Annotated in this window: 15 protein-coding genes; 4 read left to right on the forward strand and 11 right to left on the reverse strand. The window is 46.9% G+C overall.

Going from position 1 to position 16,082, the window contains the following annotated elements; all coding sequences use genetic code 11:
- Window positions 1-152 precede the first annotated feature (152 nt).
- Window positions 153-296 carry a hypothetical protein gene (locus NFR28_RS04420; protein ID WP_251178618.1) on the forward strand — a complete coding sequence of 48 codons (144 nt, stop codon included), beginning with the start codon at window positions 153-155 and terminating at the stop codon, window positions 294-296.
- Here NFR28_RS04420 and NFR28_RS04425 read toward each other — a convergent pair.
- The 7 genes from NFR28_RS04425 to NFR28_RS04455 all read right to left on the reverse strand — a co-directional run bounded on the left by NFR28_RS04425 (window position 285) and on the right by NFR28_RS04455 (window position 8,037).
- Window positions 285-956, reverse strand: a complete 672-nt coding sequence (locus NFR28_RS04425) for a TorD/DmsD family molecular chaperone (RefSeq protein WP_251178619.1) — start codon at window positions 954-956, stop codon at window positions 285-287. The two genes, NFR28_RS04420 and NFR28_RS04425, sit on opposite strands and share 12 nt — an antisense overlap.
- 3 nt (window positions 957-959) lie before the next feature.
- The gene (locus NFR28_RS04430; protein ID WP_251178620.1) at window positions 960-1,538 is read right to left on the reverse strand and encodes a 4Fe-4S dicluster domain-containing protein; all 579 of its coding nucleotides are present in this window, start codon (window positions 1,536-1,538) and stop codon (window positions 960-962) included.
- Window positions 1,539-1,549: 11 nt separating this feature from the next.
- Window positions 1,550-4,177 carry a molybdopterin-dependent oxidoreductase gene (locus tag NFR28_RS04435; protein ID WP_251178621.1) on the reverse strand — a complete coding sequence of 876 codons (2,628 nt, stop codon included), beginning with the start codon at window positions 4,175-4,177 and terminating at the stop codon, window positions 1,550-1,552.
- A gap of 65 nt (window positions 4,178-4,242) precedes the next feature.
- The gene (locus tag NFR28_RS04440; RefSeq protein WP_275556964.1) at window positions 4,243-5,031 is read right to left on the reverse strand and encodes a DmsC/YnfH family molybdoenzyme membrane anchor subunit; all 789 of its coding nucleotides are present in this window, start codon (window positions 5,029-5,031) and stop codon (window positions 4,243-4,245) included.
- Between the two features lie 355 nt (window positions 5,032-5,386).
- The gene (locus NFR28_RS04445) at window positions 5,387-5,698 is read right to left on the reverse strand and encodes a DMT family transporter (protein ID WP_251178623.1); all 312 of its coding nucleotides are present in this window, start codon (window positions 5,696-5,698) and stop codon (window positions 5,387-5,389) included.
- Window positions 5,699-6,055: 357 nt separating this feature from the next.
- Complete coding sequence (locus tag NFR28_RS04450) at window positions 6,056-6,517, reverse strand: ATP-grasp domain-containing protein (RefSeq protein ID WP_251178624.1); 462 nt, start codon at window positions 6,515-6,517, stop codon at window positions 6,056-6,058.
- A 170-nt stretch (window positions 6,518-6,687) separates the two neighbouring features.
- A complete protein-coding gene (locus NFR28_RS04455; RefSeq protein ID WP_251178625.1) occupies window positions 6,688-8,037 on the reverse strand; it encodes a helix-turn-helix transcriptional regulator in 1,350 nt (449 codons plus the stop codon).
- A gap of 303 nt (window positions 8,038-8,340) precedes the next feature.
- On the opposite strand from NFR28_RS04455, the gene NFR28_RS04460 reads away from it, so the two are divergent.
- Together NFR28_RS04460 and NFR28_RS04465 are read left to right on the forward strand one after the other, a co-directional pair.
- Window positions 8,341-9,903 (forward strand): FAD-dependent oxidoreductase, encoded by a 1,563-nt coding sequence (locus NFR28_RS04460; protein ID WP_251178626.1) that lies wholly within the window; start codon window positions 8,341-8,343, stop codon window positions 9,901-9,903.
- Window positions 9,904-9,917: 14 nt separating this feature from the next.
- Window positions 9,918-10,526 carry a hypothetical protein gene (locus tag NFR28_RS04465; RefSeq protein ID WP_251178627.1) on the forward strand — a complete coding sequence of 203 codons (609 nt, stop codon included), beginning with the start codon at window positions 9,918-9,920 and terminating at the stop codon, window positions 10,524-10,526.
- Window positions 10,527-10,877: 351 nt separating this feature from the next.
- Here NFR28_RS04465 and bsh read toward each other — a convergent pair whose 3' ends face one another.
- The 4 genes from bsh to NFR28_RS04485 form a co-directional block, all read right to left on the reverse strand.
- Window positions 10,878-11,846: a choloylglycine hydrolase gene (gene bsh, locus NFR28_RS04470; protein ID WP_251178628.1), complete on the reverse strand. Its 969-nt coding sequence runs from the start codon at window positions 11,844-11,846 to the stop codon at window positions 10,878-10,880.
- Window positions 11,847-12,005: 159 nt separating this feature from the next.
- Entirely contained in the window at window positions 12,006-12,833 is an 828-nt protein-coding gene (locus NFR28_RS04475) for an alpha/beta fold hydrolase (RefSeq protein WP_251178629.1), read from the reverse strand.
- A 93-nt stretch (window positions 12,834-12,926) separates the two neighbouring features.
- Window positions 12,927-13,883, reverse strand: a complete 957-nt coding sequence (locus NFR28_RS04480; RefSeq protein WP_251178630.1) for an ATP-grasp domain-containing protein — start codon at window positions 13,881-13,883, stop codon at window positions 12,927-12,929.
- Window positions 13,884-14,095: 212 nt separating this feature from the next.
- Window positions 14,096-15,028 (reverse strand): CPBP family intramembrane glutamic endopeptidase, encoded by a 933-nt coding sequence (locus tag NFR28_RS04485; RefSeq protein WP_251178631.1) that lies wholly within the window; start codon window positions 15,026-15,028, stop codon window positions 14,096-14,098.
- 222 nt (window positions 15,029-15,250) lie between these two features.
- Here NFR28_RS04485 and NFR28_RS04490 point away from each other — a divergent pair, with 222 nt between their 5' ends.
- Window positions 15,251-16,075, forward strand: a complete 825-nt coding sequence (locus tag NFR28_RS04490; protein ID WP_251178632.1) for a MerR family transcriptional regulator — start codon at window positions 15,251-15,253, stop codon at window positions 16,073-16,075.
- Window positions 16,076-16,082 lie beyond the last annotated feature (7 nt).

Below are 16,082 nucleotides of genomic sequence, written 5' to 3' on the forward strand. Positions count from 1 at the left end.
GTTATTGTGAGCTAATAATACCTTTTCACCACTTTCGTTGATTCTCAAACGCCTCTGGAGCGGTTTAAGCTCAGCGACGTTCTTCAGGGCGTGTTGCTGTCTGGTTTTTCCTCTTTCTGCTGGCTTCTCTGGCGGCAGTCATCGCGAGTGTTTTGAGTGACTTTGTGACCGATGGCGAAGTAGCGGGAGCTATTACTATGGTGGTTGTTGCGGTATTTGGCGTATATGCAGTAGCTCGACTTGCCCGAGCTTATGTAGACAGTCGCGAGACGCCCGAGGGTCTTTTAGGGTCTTAAAGTTTGTATATATGAAGCATCCTTTGTGGCATACATTGCCGTGAGCTCTGTAATAAGAGCATAGAAGCAATTGCCATAATGTGTCTTTATGGCAATTGCTAAACTGTCTATCCATTTAAGCAGATGCCGCTGTAAGAATTCTTCTGCTTGTTGAAGCCATTCTCTATATGATGCTATATCGTCAGCCTGATAGCGCTCAAGGGCAAACTGTGCTAGTTTCGTCATGAAATCAAGTTCCAGACCTATGTAGTCATCCGATACCTGTTGGTATCGCTCTGGCAGCAACCCAGCGCGTTTATATGCTTCGCGAACGCTTAAGACTTCAGGTTGGAAGAGTGCGCGCTTGCCTGTTATATGTATAGACTCCCAGGGGGAAGCGTGCAGCGTCGTTGGTCCCACAAAGATTCGATTGTATTCTTCTGCAAGTTGAGAAACATGCAAGGTCATTGCTGACCAATTGTCGCTTTCAATGTGCTCTTTGATTTCGCAAAGCTTATCTAAAAGCAAAGACGAGGAACTGCTGTCGACAAGTCCGATGGCTGTTTCAAACGAGTCACTTGTTAGTGTTCCAAGAAACAGCGCATCGGGCTCTTCTGTATAGGCGCGGGTGAGTGTAGAGTAAACCAATACTCGGGCGGCTAACAGAATTTCGTCATCCATGTTTTAATACTCCAGCTCTCTATAGTCTTCATCTTGGAGATATTCTCGACCAGAGATGATCATAGAAGGGTGTGTTATTGCAGCATCAGGGCGACAGGCAATGCTTACGACGGCATCCGGATGCTTCGCTTGCAATTCTTCAAAATCACCAAATTCTATTGCTCGCATACCGCATGAAGCCTCGCAGGTAGTTGCTCCGTCTTCTTCGCGTGTGTCAATGCAAGCATTGCACTTATGAACAATTCCTTCTTCTTCTAAATAGACGGGAGCACCATAAGGACATGCCATAATGCATGCTTGGCATCCGATGCAAATATCGTCATTATGCTGAACGGTGCCATCAGCTTCGTCTTTATACATTGCTCGTGTGGGGCAGTTTCTAACGCAGGCGGGATCTTCGCAATGGTTGCAAGATCCTGAAATACTATAAAAACGAGCGTTAGGATATTTTCCTACTTCGTAACCGCTCACAATTCTAAAGTTCAAGAGTTTTGGAACGTTGAATTTTTTCTTGCAAGCTACTTGGCATGTCTTGCAGTCCACGCATCTTGAACTGTCGAAGTAAAAGCCTTTGCGTGCCATCTATCTCTCCTTTATTCTTCTATGTCCAACGTAAGGCGTGTCTCGTAGTCGGGTTGCAGCGGGGCGCCGGTCCATTTTTCTGCCTGAACAGCAACGTTGTTATAGCCTGAAACACCCATACCCTGTGGATTCCCTCCATACAGTGTGTTGGGATTTCCTCCTCGGTCAATGCCATCCTCGTCAAAACTGGGCCACGATCCATTTGGAACATCAATACTGCCAGGAACTATAAGCTCGCTTACGCTGACAGGGCGGAGTATTTTTCCGTGAGGGCTTGTGATGAGTACTGCGTCTCCAGATTGAATGCCGCGTGCCTCTGCGTCTTGAGAGTTCATCACTACGGGGGCAAGGAATGTTTCGCGCAGTGTTTCTACGTTATTGAAGTCAGTGCAAGCGCTTCTTGGATAGTGCGTGTTAAACATAAGAAGGGGATAGTTTTCATCTTGTACTAACGCATGATAGGTGGGGTATGGTTTGTATTCTTCATTTGTTAGTGTTGCCATGTTGAACGTGTCGGCTTTTGCTTGGCAATAGATTTCAAATTTTCCACTTTCTGAATCAAGTGGGTTTTCCTCGGGATTCTCAATGTAGTCGGCATAGGTGATTGTCTGATATTGGTCTCCAAAATGACGTTCTACCTGGTATATTCCCTGCTTAACCAATTCGTTTATGCCTATTTCACCCGTTTGTGGTTCTCCTTCAACACCCCATTCTTTGATGTCTTGCTCGGTAATGGTTACAAGTGGGGAAGAGGTACCGTCAGCATATTCAATCTTAGTATTTTTGAGCTGATTGAAAAACATTTGATCTTCCGTGAGGGGATATACATCTTTGGGGTTGTAACCAAGACGTTCAAGGATTTGTTCGGCTATCCATTGATCGGTTTTAGCTTCGTAGGTGTCTCCGCCCATTTTTGAATACACAAGCACCATTTCGCGGTCTCGATCTCCGTTTTCCGCAATAGCGTTGCGTTCGATGTCTGATGTGACAGGGAGGATGATGTCTGCGTAGGGGGTAGATGGTGACGGTACAAAGTGTTGATACAGGATAAAGTCAAGCTTGCGATATGCTTCTGCAGCCTTTGAGCCGTTAGTCACTGAACGTGCTGAGCCATCTCGAGCGGCGTAAATGATGCGTATATCGCATTCCTTTTCTTGCGGCTCTGTGAAATTACCTGACCAACAACGACCCGTGCTGGTGTATTTGCCATCTATGATTGCGTCCCAGATTTGGAGTGCTTGAACGTAATCGGTTTCGTCGACGGGCTCAAATTCGTCAGCATCGTAGAGTGGGTCAAGGTCGGGCAGTGTGATGTCTGCAGTACCGTCATCACCAGTTGAAATGATCTGAAAGCCAACTGGTCCTTGACGATCAACCCAATAATTTGAGCACGCATTGCCGGGCTTTCCGTAGTGACCGCCCATGCAGGCAATTGTCATATAAGCTTGAGGAATATCTTCTGCTCCTGTGCAACGAGCCGCAGAATACCCATGAGAGAGCGTAACGTTTTTCTGCTTGCTCATTTCTTCTGCAAACCACATGATGTCTTCTTCGGGTGTTCCGCAAATTGTAGACGCCCAGGCAGCATCTTTAACTTCGCCATCATAGCTGCCTTCTAGGTATCCGCGGAAATTCTCGGAGGTTTTTGCATTTTTGGGCATAGACTCGGCGTCAAAACCTATGCAGTACTTGTGCAAAAAATCCCAATCAATGATGTCGCCTTTTTCTTTGTCTAGTTTCAGCATGGAATGTGCGACACCAAGCAAAAACGCCGTATCCGTTCCGGGCTTCACAGGAATCCATCGTGCATCAAGCATGGCGGCCGAAACGTTATAAGAAGGCCCAACATAGATGAAATTCGCTCCGTTGTCTTTTGCGGCGCGGAAAAAATATGCAGGGTTACCGTTAGAGCCCCAACCGGGGTTTTGTCCAAACAAAACGACAGTATCGGCGTTTTCTATCATATCCAGACGGTCGTTGCCGCCACATTCGCCACCATAGGTAATTCCGAGTGCGTCAGCATTAAGGGTATACGAACCGTATGAAATAGAATCAGAAACCGTGAGGTATCCGCCGAGCGTGTTAAGAAGCGGAGCGACATATTTGCGACCTCCACTTATGTTGCAAGGTATATATACCGCGCGAGGTCCATGTTCTTTGTAGGTGCGTTTAAGCTGTTCAGACACAAGATCTAAAGCCTCGTCCCAGCTGATGCGAACATAACCTTCTTTGCCGCGCAATTCTCCATGTGGATCGTCGAGCGACCAGCTAATGCGCTTCATGGGATACTTGAGACGATCCGCACCGTTTTCAAACTCAACTAACGCGCGACCTCTGAGGCAGCCACGTTGTTGTGGATAGAGAATGGAATCAGGATGAGTGTCGTCTGTCTTCTGGCGGATTGGAATGCCATCTTTTACCAACGTTTGATTCATGCAGCGCGTGCCGCATCCGTGCAGACAAGCGATAGTTTTCCATTCGGCCTCTGAGTCGGCGAGATCCTTTTTGTCGGCAAAAGCCAAACGAGAATCCCTGCCAAAATGAGAATCGGCTACCTCAAAAGCGGCAGCAGATGCCGCACAAGCAGCAATGAAAGCGCGTCTGCTTAGGCGCGTATCTTTTAAGCTTAACTCTTTCATAGGTTATCAGCCCCTGTCTCGTATCTGTTTCTTGGTATCTCTAAAGGTGTTTCTTTCTGAGCTAATTAGTACATTGCATAGAATGCGTAACGCGTAATAATCACTGCGATTGTGATTAAAATAGAGCAAATCAAATTGAGATTTTTGATGCGAAATTTACCAAGCACAACGCATGCTTGCATTGCTGTAGCTGCTGCAGTGAGAAGCGCCGCAACGATGAAGCCCCAAGGGCCTACCGCAAGATTTGCAAACACAATTGCTTCGGCAATAAAGGTGAGTACCAATGCAAGATTCAAAAGTATTGAAAGAAGAGAAAAGGATTGCGTACTTTTGTTTTTCTTCGCAGCTTTGTCTGCATGGTTTGCCGTGAATTCGAAAGCGGTGAGTGCAAAAACTGCACCCATGGCTAGGTCTCCAATTGAGAAGAGGAACAATGTGGGAACTTCGGGCCAACCAGCTACTCCATAGCTGGTGAAATATGCAATTGATGTTACGCACATAAGGCCGAGACCAAAAAGTGAGCCAATTATCGGAATTGCGATATTCTCGGAATGCTTCAGCTTTAAAAGAAGTATGTCAGCAAGCAAGAGGCAGCCAAAAGGAATAGACCAGTATGCCTCTTGGGTAATCATTGCTGTTGGATTTGCTAAGGCATTCAAGAATCTTTCTGGATGACCAAGGTGTGCCAAAACGCATAGCATGCCGAGACCAAGCAATATGAGGCATAAGAGGGAAAAAAGCCAACTTCGCTGTCGTCGTTTGCTCATCAAGCAGAGGATCGTGCTCATGACAAAACCCCCTGAAGCTAATCCCGTCAAGACGGTGAACAGTAGAAGCGGTAATTCCGAGATCATGGTTGACTCCTCATCTTTCTGGTTACTCTATAGCCCCTTGAAAAAGAAAAAGCACCCGAACGAACTTTCATCTTCGAAGGCCTAACGATGAAAGATTCGTTCCGAGTGCTCGGAACTCTACCCGGCGGCAGAATTAATACAAGTGACTATGCAATTGTGGCTATCCTATCCATATTCTTTTAAGCCGTCAAGCAGGTAATGTGTGTTGCTAATAGGCTGATACTTTAATCTTTGCCACTAGTCTTTGTTGCGGCATGTTTGATTGTCGCGAGTGCTCGTGCTTGCCAAGCCTGGTCAATTACACCAAAGCGTGTTTGGTTATGGGCTGGTTCTATTGAGCCGCTGTTTTTCTGGATCACACTATTTTGAGGCCAATAACACAAAGAACCAATCCGATGATAAGCACTATACGGGGAATATTTACAGGATCAATGCCTGTAACCATTCCATAAACAACCGTTAGTGCAGCGCCTATGCCCACCCAAACTGCGTACGCTGTTCCAAGTGGGAGAGATTTGAGCGCGTGCGATAATCCAAGCATACTCAGGGCTAAGGCTAGCAGGAAAACTATTGTGGGAATTGGCTGGGTGAATCCATGGGACTTTTCCAAAGCTATAGCCCAGACTGATTCCATCATTCCAGCAGCTATCAATATAATCCAATCCATCAAGACCTCCAGTTAGTAGCACAAAATAAAAAAACGCCGGAAACGAACTTTCATCTTCTTTGGCCTGATGATGAAAGTCGTTCCGAGCGTTCGGAACCCTACCCGGCGGCAGGAAATACAATTTCGCAAGATTGTATCTTTAATTACATTGATGGTCAACGACAAGTAGTTCTGGATCTCAGGCGCTTCCTGTCGAATGTGCCACTTGATGAAGCATCCTTTGTGGCGAATTTCTATACATTTCGGGCACAACCTGCCATCCGCTATGAACTGCGATTATGTTGCATTATCCCAGGTCATAAGGGGTGCGGCACCATGACGGTTTGTGCCCGAAATGTATAATTTTGTCGCGCGATTCTAGATGTTGGTGTTGGCGTTAAGGTAAGCAAGTTCGTCGGGAGTGTTCATCAGTCTACTCCATCGTGTGCAGAGTAGTTGTGCGTAAAGGTTTTGCTGTAAGCCGTAACTGCCGAGTGCATACCCATCGTTGATTTCAACCAAGAGCGTTCTACCATCTGCGGTAACACCAAAATCGGCACCATACCCAGCAGGTGCTTCTGTATACGCCGCAAGAGCGCTCTCGATAATGCGGGGATCATAGTGACAACGCCAATCTCCTCGGTAGGGACGCACATCAAGGATCTTGCCATAGCGAACAAAACAGCGCCATCCTGCTTGAAAGTTAACTGGCTCACTGCAAAAGACCGGCAGGTTTTCTTTATTGAAACCGCATCCATTTAAGTCGGCAATGCAGGTGACTACTCTGTCGTCAAAGTGCTTTTCGCTAAGGGGTTTGACAAAGAGTGGCCAGCCGTTCATGTCAGCTCTTTCTTGATTGATGGTGGATCACCAAACGTGGCGTACAAGTGTTATATTGAGCGCATTTTATTACGAAGTTAGCGGTTGCCCTGTCCCATGAATGGCTCTAAGAGAGACTTGCTTAAGAAAACGCAGTGAGAAAGCTTGATGAAACAAGGAAGCACACGCGCTTACTGCTTGATATCGTTGATCATGTCAATGAGGCTTTGGCGAGAGCTTATTCCGAGCTTCTGGTATATATTGCTTCGATGAAACTTGACGGTATTTTCCGAAACAACTAGTTTTTCCGCAATGCCTTTAACGGAGTTACCCTTGGCAAGAAGTTGTAATACGTCTATTTCGCGTTCTGTTAATGAATACTTTTGAGCAATCTTGGTGATGTGTTGATTGCTATTTTCATCAACGGTTGCGCCCGACGCTTTTGCAGGGAGGTTTTGTTGCATCTGCGCAATAAGGAGCAGCATAAGTGAAAGAACAAGAGCAACTACAGCTGTAACTAAAAGAACTATATCGTATGTATCAAACAGGCAAATAATGAAGCGGATAATAAACTGCGCGAGATAGATAACCGCAATGGAGTTGCAGGCAATGCGTAACTCGCGACCGCTGTATGCTGATCCATACCATACCGATCCTGCTAATGAAAACAGAAGCAACAACCAAGCACTCATGAAAATAGCTGAGTAAAACACTATGTTTGAGAAAAATGGCGAGAGTGCAAATAGTGAGACGATACTGCAAAAACCAACAAGAAGCGAAAAGACGATCTCGGAAGCAACACGCATTTTCGCAACAGCAACAATAATGATTGATGCGGCTATTCCGCAGGGTATAAAAAACCAAAGAAAACTCAGCTCTATGATAGGCATCCAGTTTTGAACAATAATTGACCAAACAAGCCCACCTGCAATAGCCATGCTTACAAAATAAACCAAATTTGGATGAGGGCGTTCAATGTCGGGAAGTATCTGATGTGCGACCTTTTTCTTTTCAAACAAGAGCAAAAACACGAGAGCGCAGACGGGGAGAGCGGCTGAAGTTCCACCAGCGCCAATAAGCGGTAGCAAACTCATGGACCAGCCGAGTATTCCAGTGATAATCGAGCCAATGCTTACTGTTAAGAAAAGTGATGGAAAGCTCGTTTGAAGTGACGTGGCTATCCACTTTGCAAGAGGAATCGCAAATGCTATCCCACATAAAATGCCACACAAAAACGCAAGAGGTAGGGAAGCAATTTGGGCAGAAAGGGCATAAGTTGTTAGCATGGAGCAGCTGATAGCAGATGCAGCGCAAATGACAATGCCTACAAAATCCGAGCTCTTTTGTTTGGCTACTTTTGGAAACGCTAGCAAAACAACAACAATGGCAACACGTGCAGCTTGTTTAAACACCCACGAATCAGAAGGCTGCATGGCGAATTGATAGTTGGATGCATGGTAGGAGAATTGCACCCATGCCATTGCAAAACCAAATGCGCATGCGGATAGCAAAAGAGTGAAAGCTTCGTCTTTTTTTGACATTGATAGCGCTTTGGCTTTGAGTGAGCGCGCGTCTAATTGTATTCTTGTCTCTTTGCTCATAGCCTCAATAATTCCCCTCCATAAACGATAGTCATTTTACCTTACCCTTTGCTTTTGTAATGCTGGGATTACTGAAAAGCGCCTGTACAGAGGCAATACTACCCTTTTTGGATGGGTAAAAAAGACTACATAACTGCCTTTTAGGGGTGAAGCAATCTCCGCCAAATAAGAGCACTATGCACCTTGAGATGGCGACGTTTGGTCGCAAGGATTATTGAGGAACCTCAAGAAGGAGGGGCTAGCATGGCTATCCACGGTTTAAGCAGAAGGAATTTCTTACAAGGTGCAGTGCTGGCAGGTGCGAGTTTTGCGGGAGCGGGTGCGCTTACTGCATGCTCGCAAGCTGAAAGCACGGTTGATGAAGGACTGGCTACTACTGGTGACGACCACGTTTGGGAGGCTGAAGCCGATCTTGTCATTCTTGGTTCCGGATGCGCGGGTATGTATGGTGCCTATCATGCAGCAGATGCAGGATTGAGTGTTATTTTGCTTGAGAAGCAACCCGAAGAGACAGCCGGCGGTGATACGCGCTGCATGGGTGGTTATATGAATCGTAAGAATATGACTATGGATCTTCTTATGAATTCATACTCTTTTGGCGATTGTGATGAAGAGTGGGCAGAAAAGATTGTTGAAGGCAGTCTTGATACTGTTGATTTCTTGCTTGAGCATGGTTGTGAATGGGAAACAGTAGAAGATGGTTTTCTGAAGGGTAATGGCCCGGCTGTTTATGAATGCCTTCGCGATGCAATGCTCACGAAAAACGTTGATGTTCGTTACGAAACTCCTGCAACAGAGCTTATACAAAATAATGCTGGCGAAGTGATTGGTGTTGTAGCTTCAAGCAATGGGCAACCTGTCAATTTTAAGGCAAAACGTGCAGTGCTCATTGCTACAGGTGCTTATACCTGCAACAAGCAGTTGATGTGGGATTTGAATCTTCCGGGCATCGAGACATATTCAATTAGCAGTCCTTATTTGACAGGAGACGGTCTTCTGATGGCGGCAAACCTTGGTGCTCGTATTGGCAAGGTTTCAAAGGGCGTTGAGTTTGATGCATTTGTTTCCAAGGCGGCAAGTGAGGCGATTGGCACTGGCATCGAAATGCTGAAACCACCCGTTCCTTCGCTCATCTATGTGAATGGCGATGCAAAGCGTTTTCAGGATGAGTATTTGAACATGCAGCATAGCAAGACTACGCTTCCGTGTACGTATTTCACTGGCAGCATGGCGGAATATCGCCAATCAGCCGCTCATTATGACAACGCTATTATGTGGGAAGTATTTGATCAGGCAGCTTTTGATTCTGGTTCAGTAGGAAACACTACTTCAAATATGACATGGGCTAATGTTATTCCCAGTGATGGCTATATTTGGAGCGAAGACAATAAGGCGGAATTGGAGAACGGCTGGATTCTTCAGGCTGACACGCTTGAAGAGCTTGCTGGGAAGATGGGTGTAGATCCTGCTGCTCTGGTTGAAACTGTCGCTTCATATAATGCAGGTTGCGAAGCTGGCGAGGATGCTTTTGGTCGCAATCCCGAGATGCTGGTTGCACTTGGCGAAGGTCCCTACTATGCAGTCCAACTCGGTATTTCTGTTTTGTATACCATTGGTGGTTTGATGACCGATGCCAACGGTCGCACAGTTGACTGGACAAATAATCCGATTCCTCGCCTCTATAGCGCTGGCAACGTGGGCACCGTAGGATCGTATTTAGCAGCTATTGCTGCGCGTGGAAATATGACTCAGGCGCTCATGGCTGTTGAAGACATTCAAACTTTGGATGCTTGGGACGAAGCATAATCAAGGAGAAGGTCATGTTTAAAGGAAATAAACAACTCCTACTTCTTGCTATTGCCGTGGCTGTTGTTGGTTGTTTGGTGGGTTGTGCGCCGCAAAAACAGGCAAGCGAGAATGACCCTCATGCACACGATGACAACACAGCGTCTACTGAGATGGTTGATTTTGAATTCTCTCAGGATTCAGATTGCACTCTGTGTCATACGGTTGAATCCGAGTCAATGGACGACGCAGCTTGCTTAGCAGGACTGGGCTCTCATGCGACTATCGAGTGTCTGACTTGTCATGAGTTTGATGCTAGTCTTGAAAAAGCGCATGATGATGTATCGGTAGGAGATTCGCCACGGAGTAGTTTAAAACGCACTCAAGTTAATGAAACGGCTTGCTTAGCATGTCATAGCGAAGAAGAGCTTATTGAAAAAACCGCTGATGTTACCGTACTGACTGATAGTGAAGGCACGGTGGTTAATCCACATGAGGTTATGAGCACAGGTACGGGACATGAAGAAATTGCGTGCTCAAGTTGTCATAAGATGCACACCTCGGCTGATGCAGCTCAAACGGCAGGTGATGTATGTTTGAGTTGTCATCATAAAGAAGTCTACGAATGCGGGACGTGTCATTAATCCCTCCCTCTTATACGCTTCTCGCATTTTGACGACAACAATGCTTCTCGTTGATGATGAATTGACGAGAAGCATTTGTTGCATAAGGAATTAATTGGGCTGCCGGAGATTATGTAGTCGCTGGTAACAATTTGAAAGGTCAGGCGACTCTTACTACAAGATTCCTGGATCAGCTTGGCGAAGCTCGCGAAGTGAAGAGTAATGTATTTTGCCAGAATAATAGCTGCCACAATCTTTTATTTAAGAGCTCGAGGTAGCTATATTCGATTTGGGACTACACGACAAAAAGTGCATCAAAAATCGGGAGTTGGCTTGAACCAACTCCCGATTTGCTTGTGTTGACGCACGCACTTAGGCGAATATTTCCGTTTTTGGCGAGATAAGTGCGTTGGTAGGTGTGTTAGCAAAATCAGCTAAGCATGCGCTCTGTATTGCTGGGCTGTTATAGGTGTTGTAGTAATAAGTGCTGGTAGCAGCGCTGAAGCAGTCCGAATAGAGAGTGAGCTCATAGCTTCCGTCGTCCATGGCAGCCATACCGTCGCTAAACGATACGCTTCCCAGCGTGTGGAACATGCGCATCACGTTGTCTAGTTCGCCCTCTTTTTGGGGATAGAAGTTGTTGACGAAGGCAGCTTTTACAAAACGCGAGGTAGAGTAGGGGTCTCCAGGGATGCCGCGCATGGTGGAGCCGGTGCCAAATGGTGTCAATTTCTCTTTGCCCCATGTGACGCTGCCCGGCCAGCTGCCGTTGCAGCAGAGGTAGTTGCGCAGGTTTTCCAGATGCCACGGGAAAGGCGGCTGATTGGTAAGCACATCAACCGGATCATCGTAAATATGCATGCCGTCGGCCTGGCATTCCACAATAATGCTGCGCTTTGCATCTGCAATCATCCAGTGTAGCGATGCGACACCCATTTCAGGTGAAGGCGCTTTTGCAATGATTGCGGTGTTTTTGAGCGCCGCCTCAGCTTCGTCAACGGTGGCGAAGTGAGCACCAATCCAAGCGGGAAGTTCAAAGGCGGCAATGCTGGTTTTGCCTTCTACTGGACCAGATTCAAATTGGGCATATCCGGCGAAGTTCAGGCCGCCAACGCTCAAACCCGCTTCGTTTCCGCAGTTGAAATACAGCGGAAATCCATCGTGCTCAACGGCGGTGCCAATGGTGGCATATTTCGTAGGTTCACTTTCGCAAAACTGCATCTTGAGTAGGTAGCCTTTAGGCATCACGATGGGTTTTTCGCCATAACTGACATTCCAGTCGTAATTACGACCCCAGAATAGATGGCCTTGACTATCAGTAAAACGAACTCCAGTGCACATGGGGATCTCCTTTTCGAGGCAACAAACCATTGAAGGAGTAAGTCCTTCTGCATTCAAGCTATCACGGCTTTTTTATGACGAAGTTGCTGGGTGCTTGTTCGTTTACGAATGGATAGTAATTAGTTAGGCATTCTTTTAACTAATGGTGCGCGGTGATTTCTATGACAACGTTGTAGCGAATGCTTCTAATAGCTCATTTACTACTTCAGGTTGATCGGTGTTTGAGTTATGTCCCGCATTTTCTATCCACTCTATCGGAGTGTTGATCTGCGCGGACCATGCGCGATTGTAGCGCTTAGCGGATCCGGCTTTGTCTTTTTTGCCGCAGATCAGCAGTATCGGGCAGTCTGGTGTAGAGGCGCGATCCATTTCCGCCGCACAAGCAAGGGCATTAAAACCATGGGCAGATAATTCGCAGTATTCGCGCTTGTTGTAGTCTTGCATCATTAAGGCCATGAGATGCTGTCCATAGGCAGTGACGGCATTATTTTTTGATCCCAGGTCAACGAGTGTCTTCCAGGGAAACATTAGAAACATTGTTTTCGTATGCTTGAGAAACCAGAGCTCCCAGCTTGTGTAGTAGCTGCGCTGTAGCGGACACGAATCAATGGAAACAAACCCTTTTGCTGTGCCAGGAAAAAGATCCATGAATGCTTGCGAGACGTATCCACCCATGGATTGCCCCACGAGGATGGGGCGGTCTATTCCTTCCGCATCAAGAATCTGCTTGAGCCAGCGAGCTTTGTCGTCAAGGCTCCATGTAAGGGCAAAGGGCCGTGATTGACCGTGAGAAGGCGCATCCCAAACAAACACATTGGCTTTTCCATCAAAGTAAGTTAACTGCTTTTCAAAGAGTCGATGATCGGCAGTGAGACCGGGGAGAAACACAAACCACGGTTTATCGGCAAGAACTTCACTTGAGACCCAATACGTAATGACCCCAGAGGGAGTCTGATAACGATGCTTTTTAAGGCTAGAGTAATTCATTGGTGTCTCCTCGGGTGGTTCATGGAATCTTGCTCTTAAGGTTAGCATATCGGTTTTGGTCTTAGGTTTTGTTGTTTGTGCTTGGTGATCCTCCTAGGCCGTGCTTTCATCGTATTGGGCTAAGAGTTCCGCCATTGCCTCATAGAATCGTGTCGGCTCATCTGATGCGGCAATTCCAGATACCTGCCCATCACCTGCCTCTATGATAGTCCAGGAGCCATCTGCCAGCTCAGCGAAGTCAACCGTATAAAACGGTGCGGAAATGGTATTGAGCGCAGACAGGAGGGAACGCGGGGGCGCGGGCGCTTCTTCAGGCTGATGAGAATTGCGATTTAAGCCAAGCTGATGGTCTTGGAGGAAAACGAAACATCGCCATTCATTGTAAGCGCCATCGTATTGTTTGAGATCTACGTGTTCCTTGAGTACGATCCCGCCTGTGAAGAGGCTCCCACGCCGCCGTATGAAGTCCTGAACATATTCGTCAAGCTCATCTTGGGTTAAGGGTGTTTTTATATAAGCCGGGAAATCGGTATTCTTAACTGATTTTACGTAGTCTTTAACCATGAAGCGTTTAAATGTTTCATTCACTTCGTTTGCGTCTATGCTTACCTGGCCATTTGTTTCAGGGTATACCTTAAAAGTGGGCGTTTGGCTGCAGAAAAATGCTGCCGCAAAGGGGAAGCAATGCATTTGCTCATAGCTTTGAGGTGATACCAAAGGGCTAAATCCCATTGAAGTGAGATCCTCATAGAAGCGTTGATATTGCTCCGGCTTCATCATCCATCCTCGATAGATCACGCGCTTAGGAAGGTGTTCGATGCCTTTGTTTAACGCGAGCGGTGCGCCATCAAGGTATTCGTCGTAATTGAACAAGGCAGCTTCCAAACCATTTGTGGCAACCACCGCATCAAGCTCTGCGCTGAAGTTGTCATTGGGGGAGTTGAGTGAGAAATAGTCTCCTGGAAAGAGAACTGTGGTATTTGCTATTTGATTGGCTTTAGCGCAAGCACTTACAAAGCTTTTAGAATGACCATCGGTGTTACCAAGCATAGACTTCTCCTTGTTCTGGGCTTTACGGGGAATTCTAATGCGTAAATGTCGTAGAGATAGTACCGACTATGGGTCTTCCGTAGAGCACTTGCAACCAAAAAGCATTTCCAAGAAGGTAGCCGCGGGCCACCATGTTCATCTTACACAATTGGTTGAAAGCTGCCCTGATGAGCTCTAACAGCCCGGTAATGAACTTCGCAGTATTCCAAGAACTAATTCAATCCAGCTTCAGGCACTTTCAATTCGCCTCGGTTTTCGCGTTTTTGCAGATCAACAAGCATAATGATGGCAACAACAATAAGACCGCAACCCCCGATGATACCTGTTGGAGAAGGGCCAACGAAGGGGTTAACTCCTGCTACAGCAAAGATGGTGGAGGCTCCAGCAAGAGAGTTGAGTGCCCCATGTCCAAAGGCCGCTGCAAGAGAGCTTCCTGTCCGAATAGTCACATAGGAGAGGAAGATGCCAACAACGGTGCAGAAGCCACACATAGCCAGTATGCCTGTTAGCGGAAAACCGGGATAGCCAAGCCCGTAGTTGTGGCCAAGAGCGATTATGGGAGCATGCCAAAGACCCCAGATAACTCCGCTGATCAGCAGCGTAGATGTTATGCTCATGCGTCGCGCTAGCTTTGGCATCAGGTAGCCGCGCCAACCCCATTCTTCGCCAAATGTAGTTGCAATGTTGAGAAGCGGTCCCATAAAGATGCCCATAACAATCTGGATTAATGCCAAGACTTCAATGTTGGGAAGCTCCTGGGTCATGCCGACGGAAGCCGCTTGACTCTCAAGCAAGGTGGCGAAGTTTGATGCGTGCGGATCAAAGCTGTCGGGAAAAAGCAGAAAGTATGCGACGGCTCCCACTATAATGAGCAGGGAAGGTCCAAACCAGGCCACCAAAAACCAAGGCAAAGAGCGCTTCAACGGATAAGGTTTGATAACGCAGTTTTTGAAACCCTCTTTAGTAATCAGACGCGTCAGAATGACGGCAAGAGCGGGGAAGAACATAACTGCGCCAATAGCAAGCGTTGTTATCATGGAGCTGCTTTGAGAGGCATCGCAATTCGCAAGCGGGTAGACCACCGCAAACTCGTAGATCCAAGAGAGGGCAAATGTGATACCCAGGAAAAGATAGATTCGTTTCATTGTCTCTCACCGCTTTCAATTGCAGAATAGTGTGTCGGGATGGAGCAACATCTCCTTTTGTTCGCATATTGGACAACATGACGCTACGTCACAGGCAATACCTGACGTAGGGTGATTTTTTGGTTTGCAGCAAGTTTTGTGGCTATTATTCCCTCCTCAAACTGACCATAATGAAAGAATAAAGAGGTCGGTAATTTCTAAAAACATGTGATAGGGGGTTAAATGCGCAGTAGCGATATTGCACGAATTGCAGGTGTTACAACCCGTACGCTTCGCCACTACCATTCTATTGGGTTGTTGCCTGAGCCCCCGCGATCCCAAAATGGGTACCGCGAATATGACGCTATGGATCTAACACGGGTGCTGCATATTAAACGATTATCTTCCCTTGGTTTTTCTCTTGCTCAGATCAAAGAGATGATAGATGAGGAAAATGCTGCATCCGATGAGTCAAGCCCGAATGGATCGCTCAATAAGCAGCTGATTGAGCTTACAAAGCTTGACGAAGAACTAAAACTGCAGATTGAGGACCTAAAACATCGCAGGAAAGTAATTGCTCAGCTGCGCGAGGAGCAGCTTGATCCTTCGCTGCCTGTACGCTTCGCTAAAGCGGTAAAGCGTATTTATGGGAGCCAGTATGAAGCGTTGGTAGCTCAGTCCAGTACGGAGAACCGTGCGGCATTGCTCCTTGCGTCGCACTTCTACGATGAGGAATCTCTTCAAGAGCTCGAGAGATTTGTGAGCAAAGTGGAGGAACTTGATCTTCTGGATTCCATTCGCAGAGTGGAAGAGAAAATTGGCAAGCTGCCTGCTGATGCTTCGGAGCAAAAGCGCGAAGCATTGGTTAGGGAAGTGCTGGACTTATTGGAGCCGCTAATGGATTGCTTCGACCCGCAAAACTGGGAAGCATCCGAGGACGGGGAAGGTGCCATACTTATTGATTCCCTTGCGCAAAGTTCGTGGAATGCCGCCCAGCTTGATGTTGAAAAGCGCGTTGCGGATGCCATTGCGCAGCGAGTTCTCCAAAGGCAATCCGATGGTTTGTGAACCGTTT

The sequence above is a fragment of the Adlercreutzia agrestimuris genome (assembly GCF_943193125.1).
Taxonomy (GTDB): Bacteria; Actinomycetota; Coriobacteriia; order Coriobacteriales; family Eggerthellaceae; genus Xiamenia; species Xiamenia agrestimuris.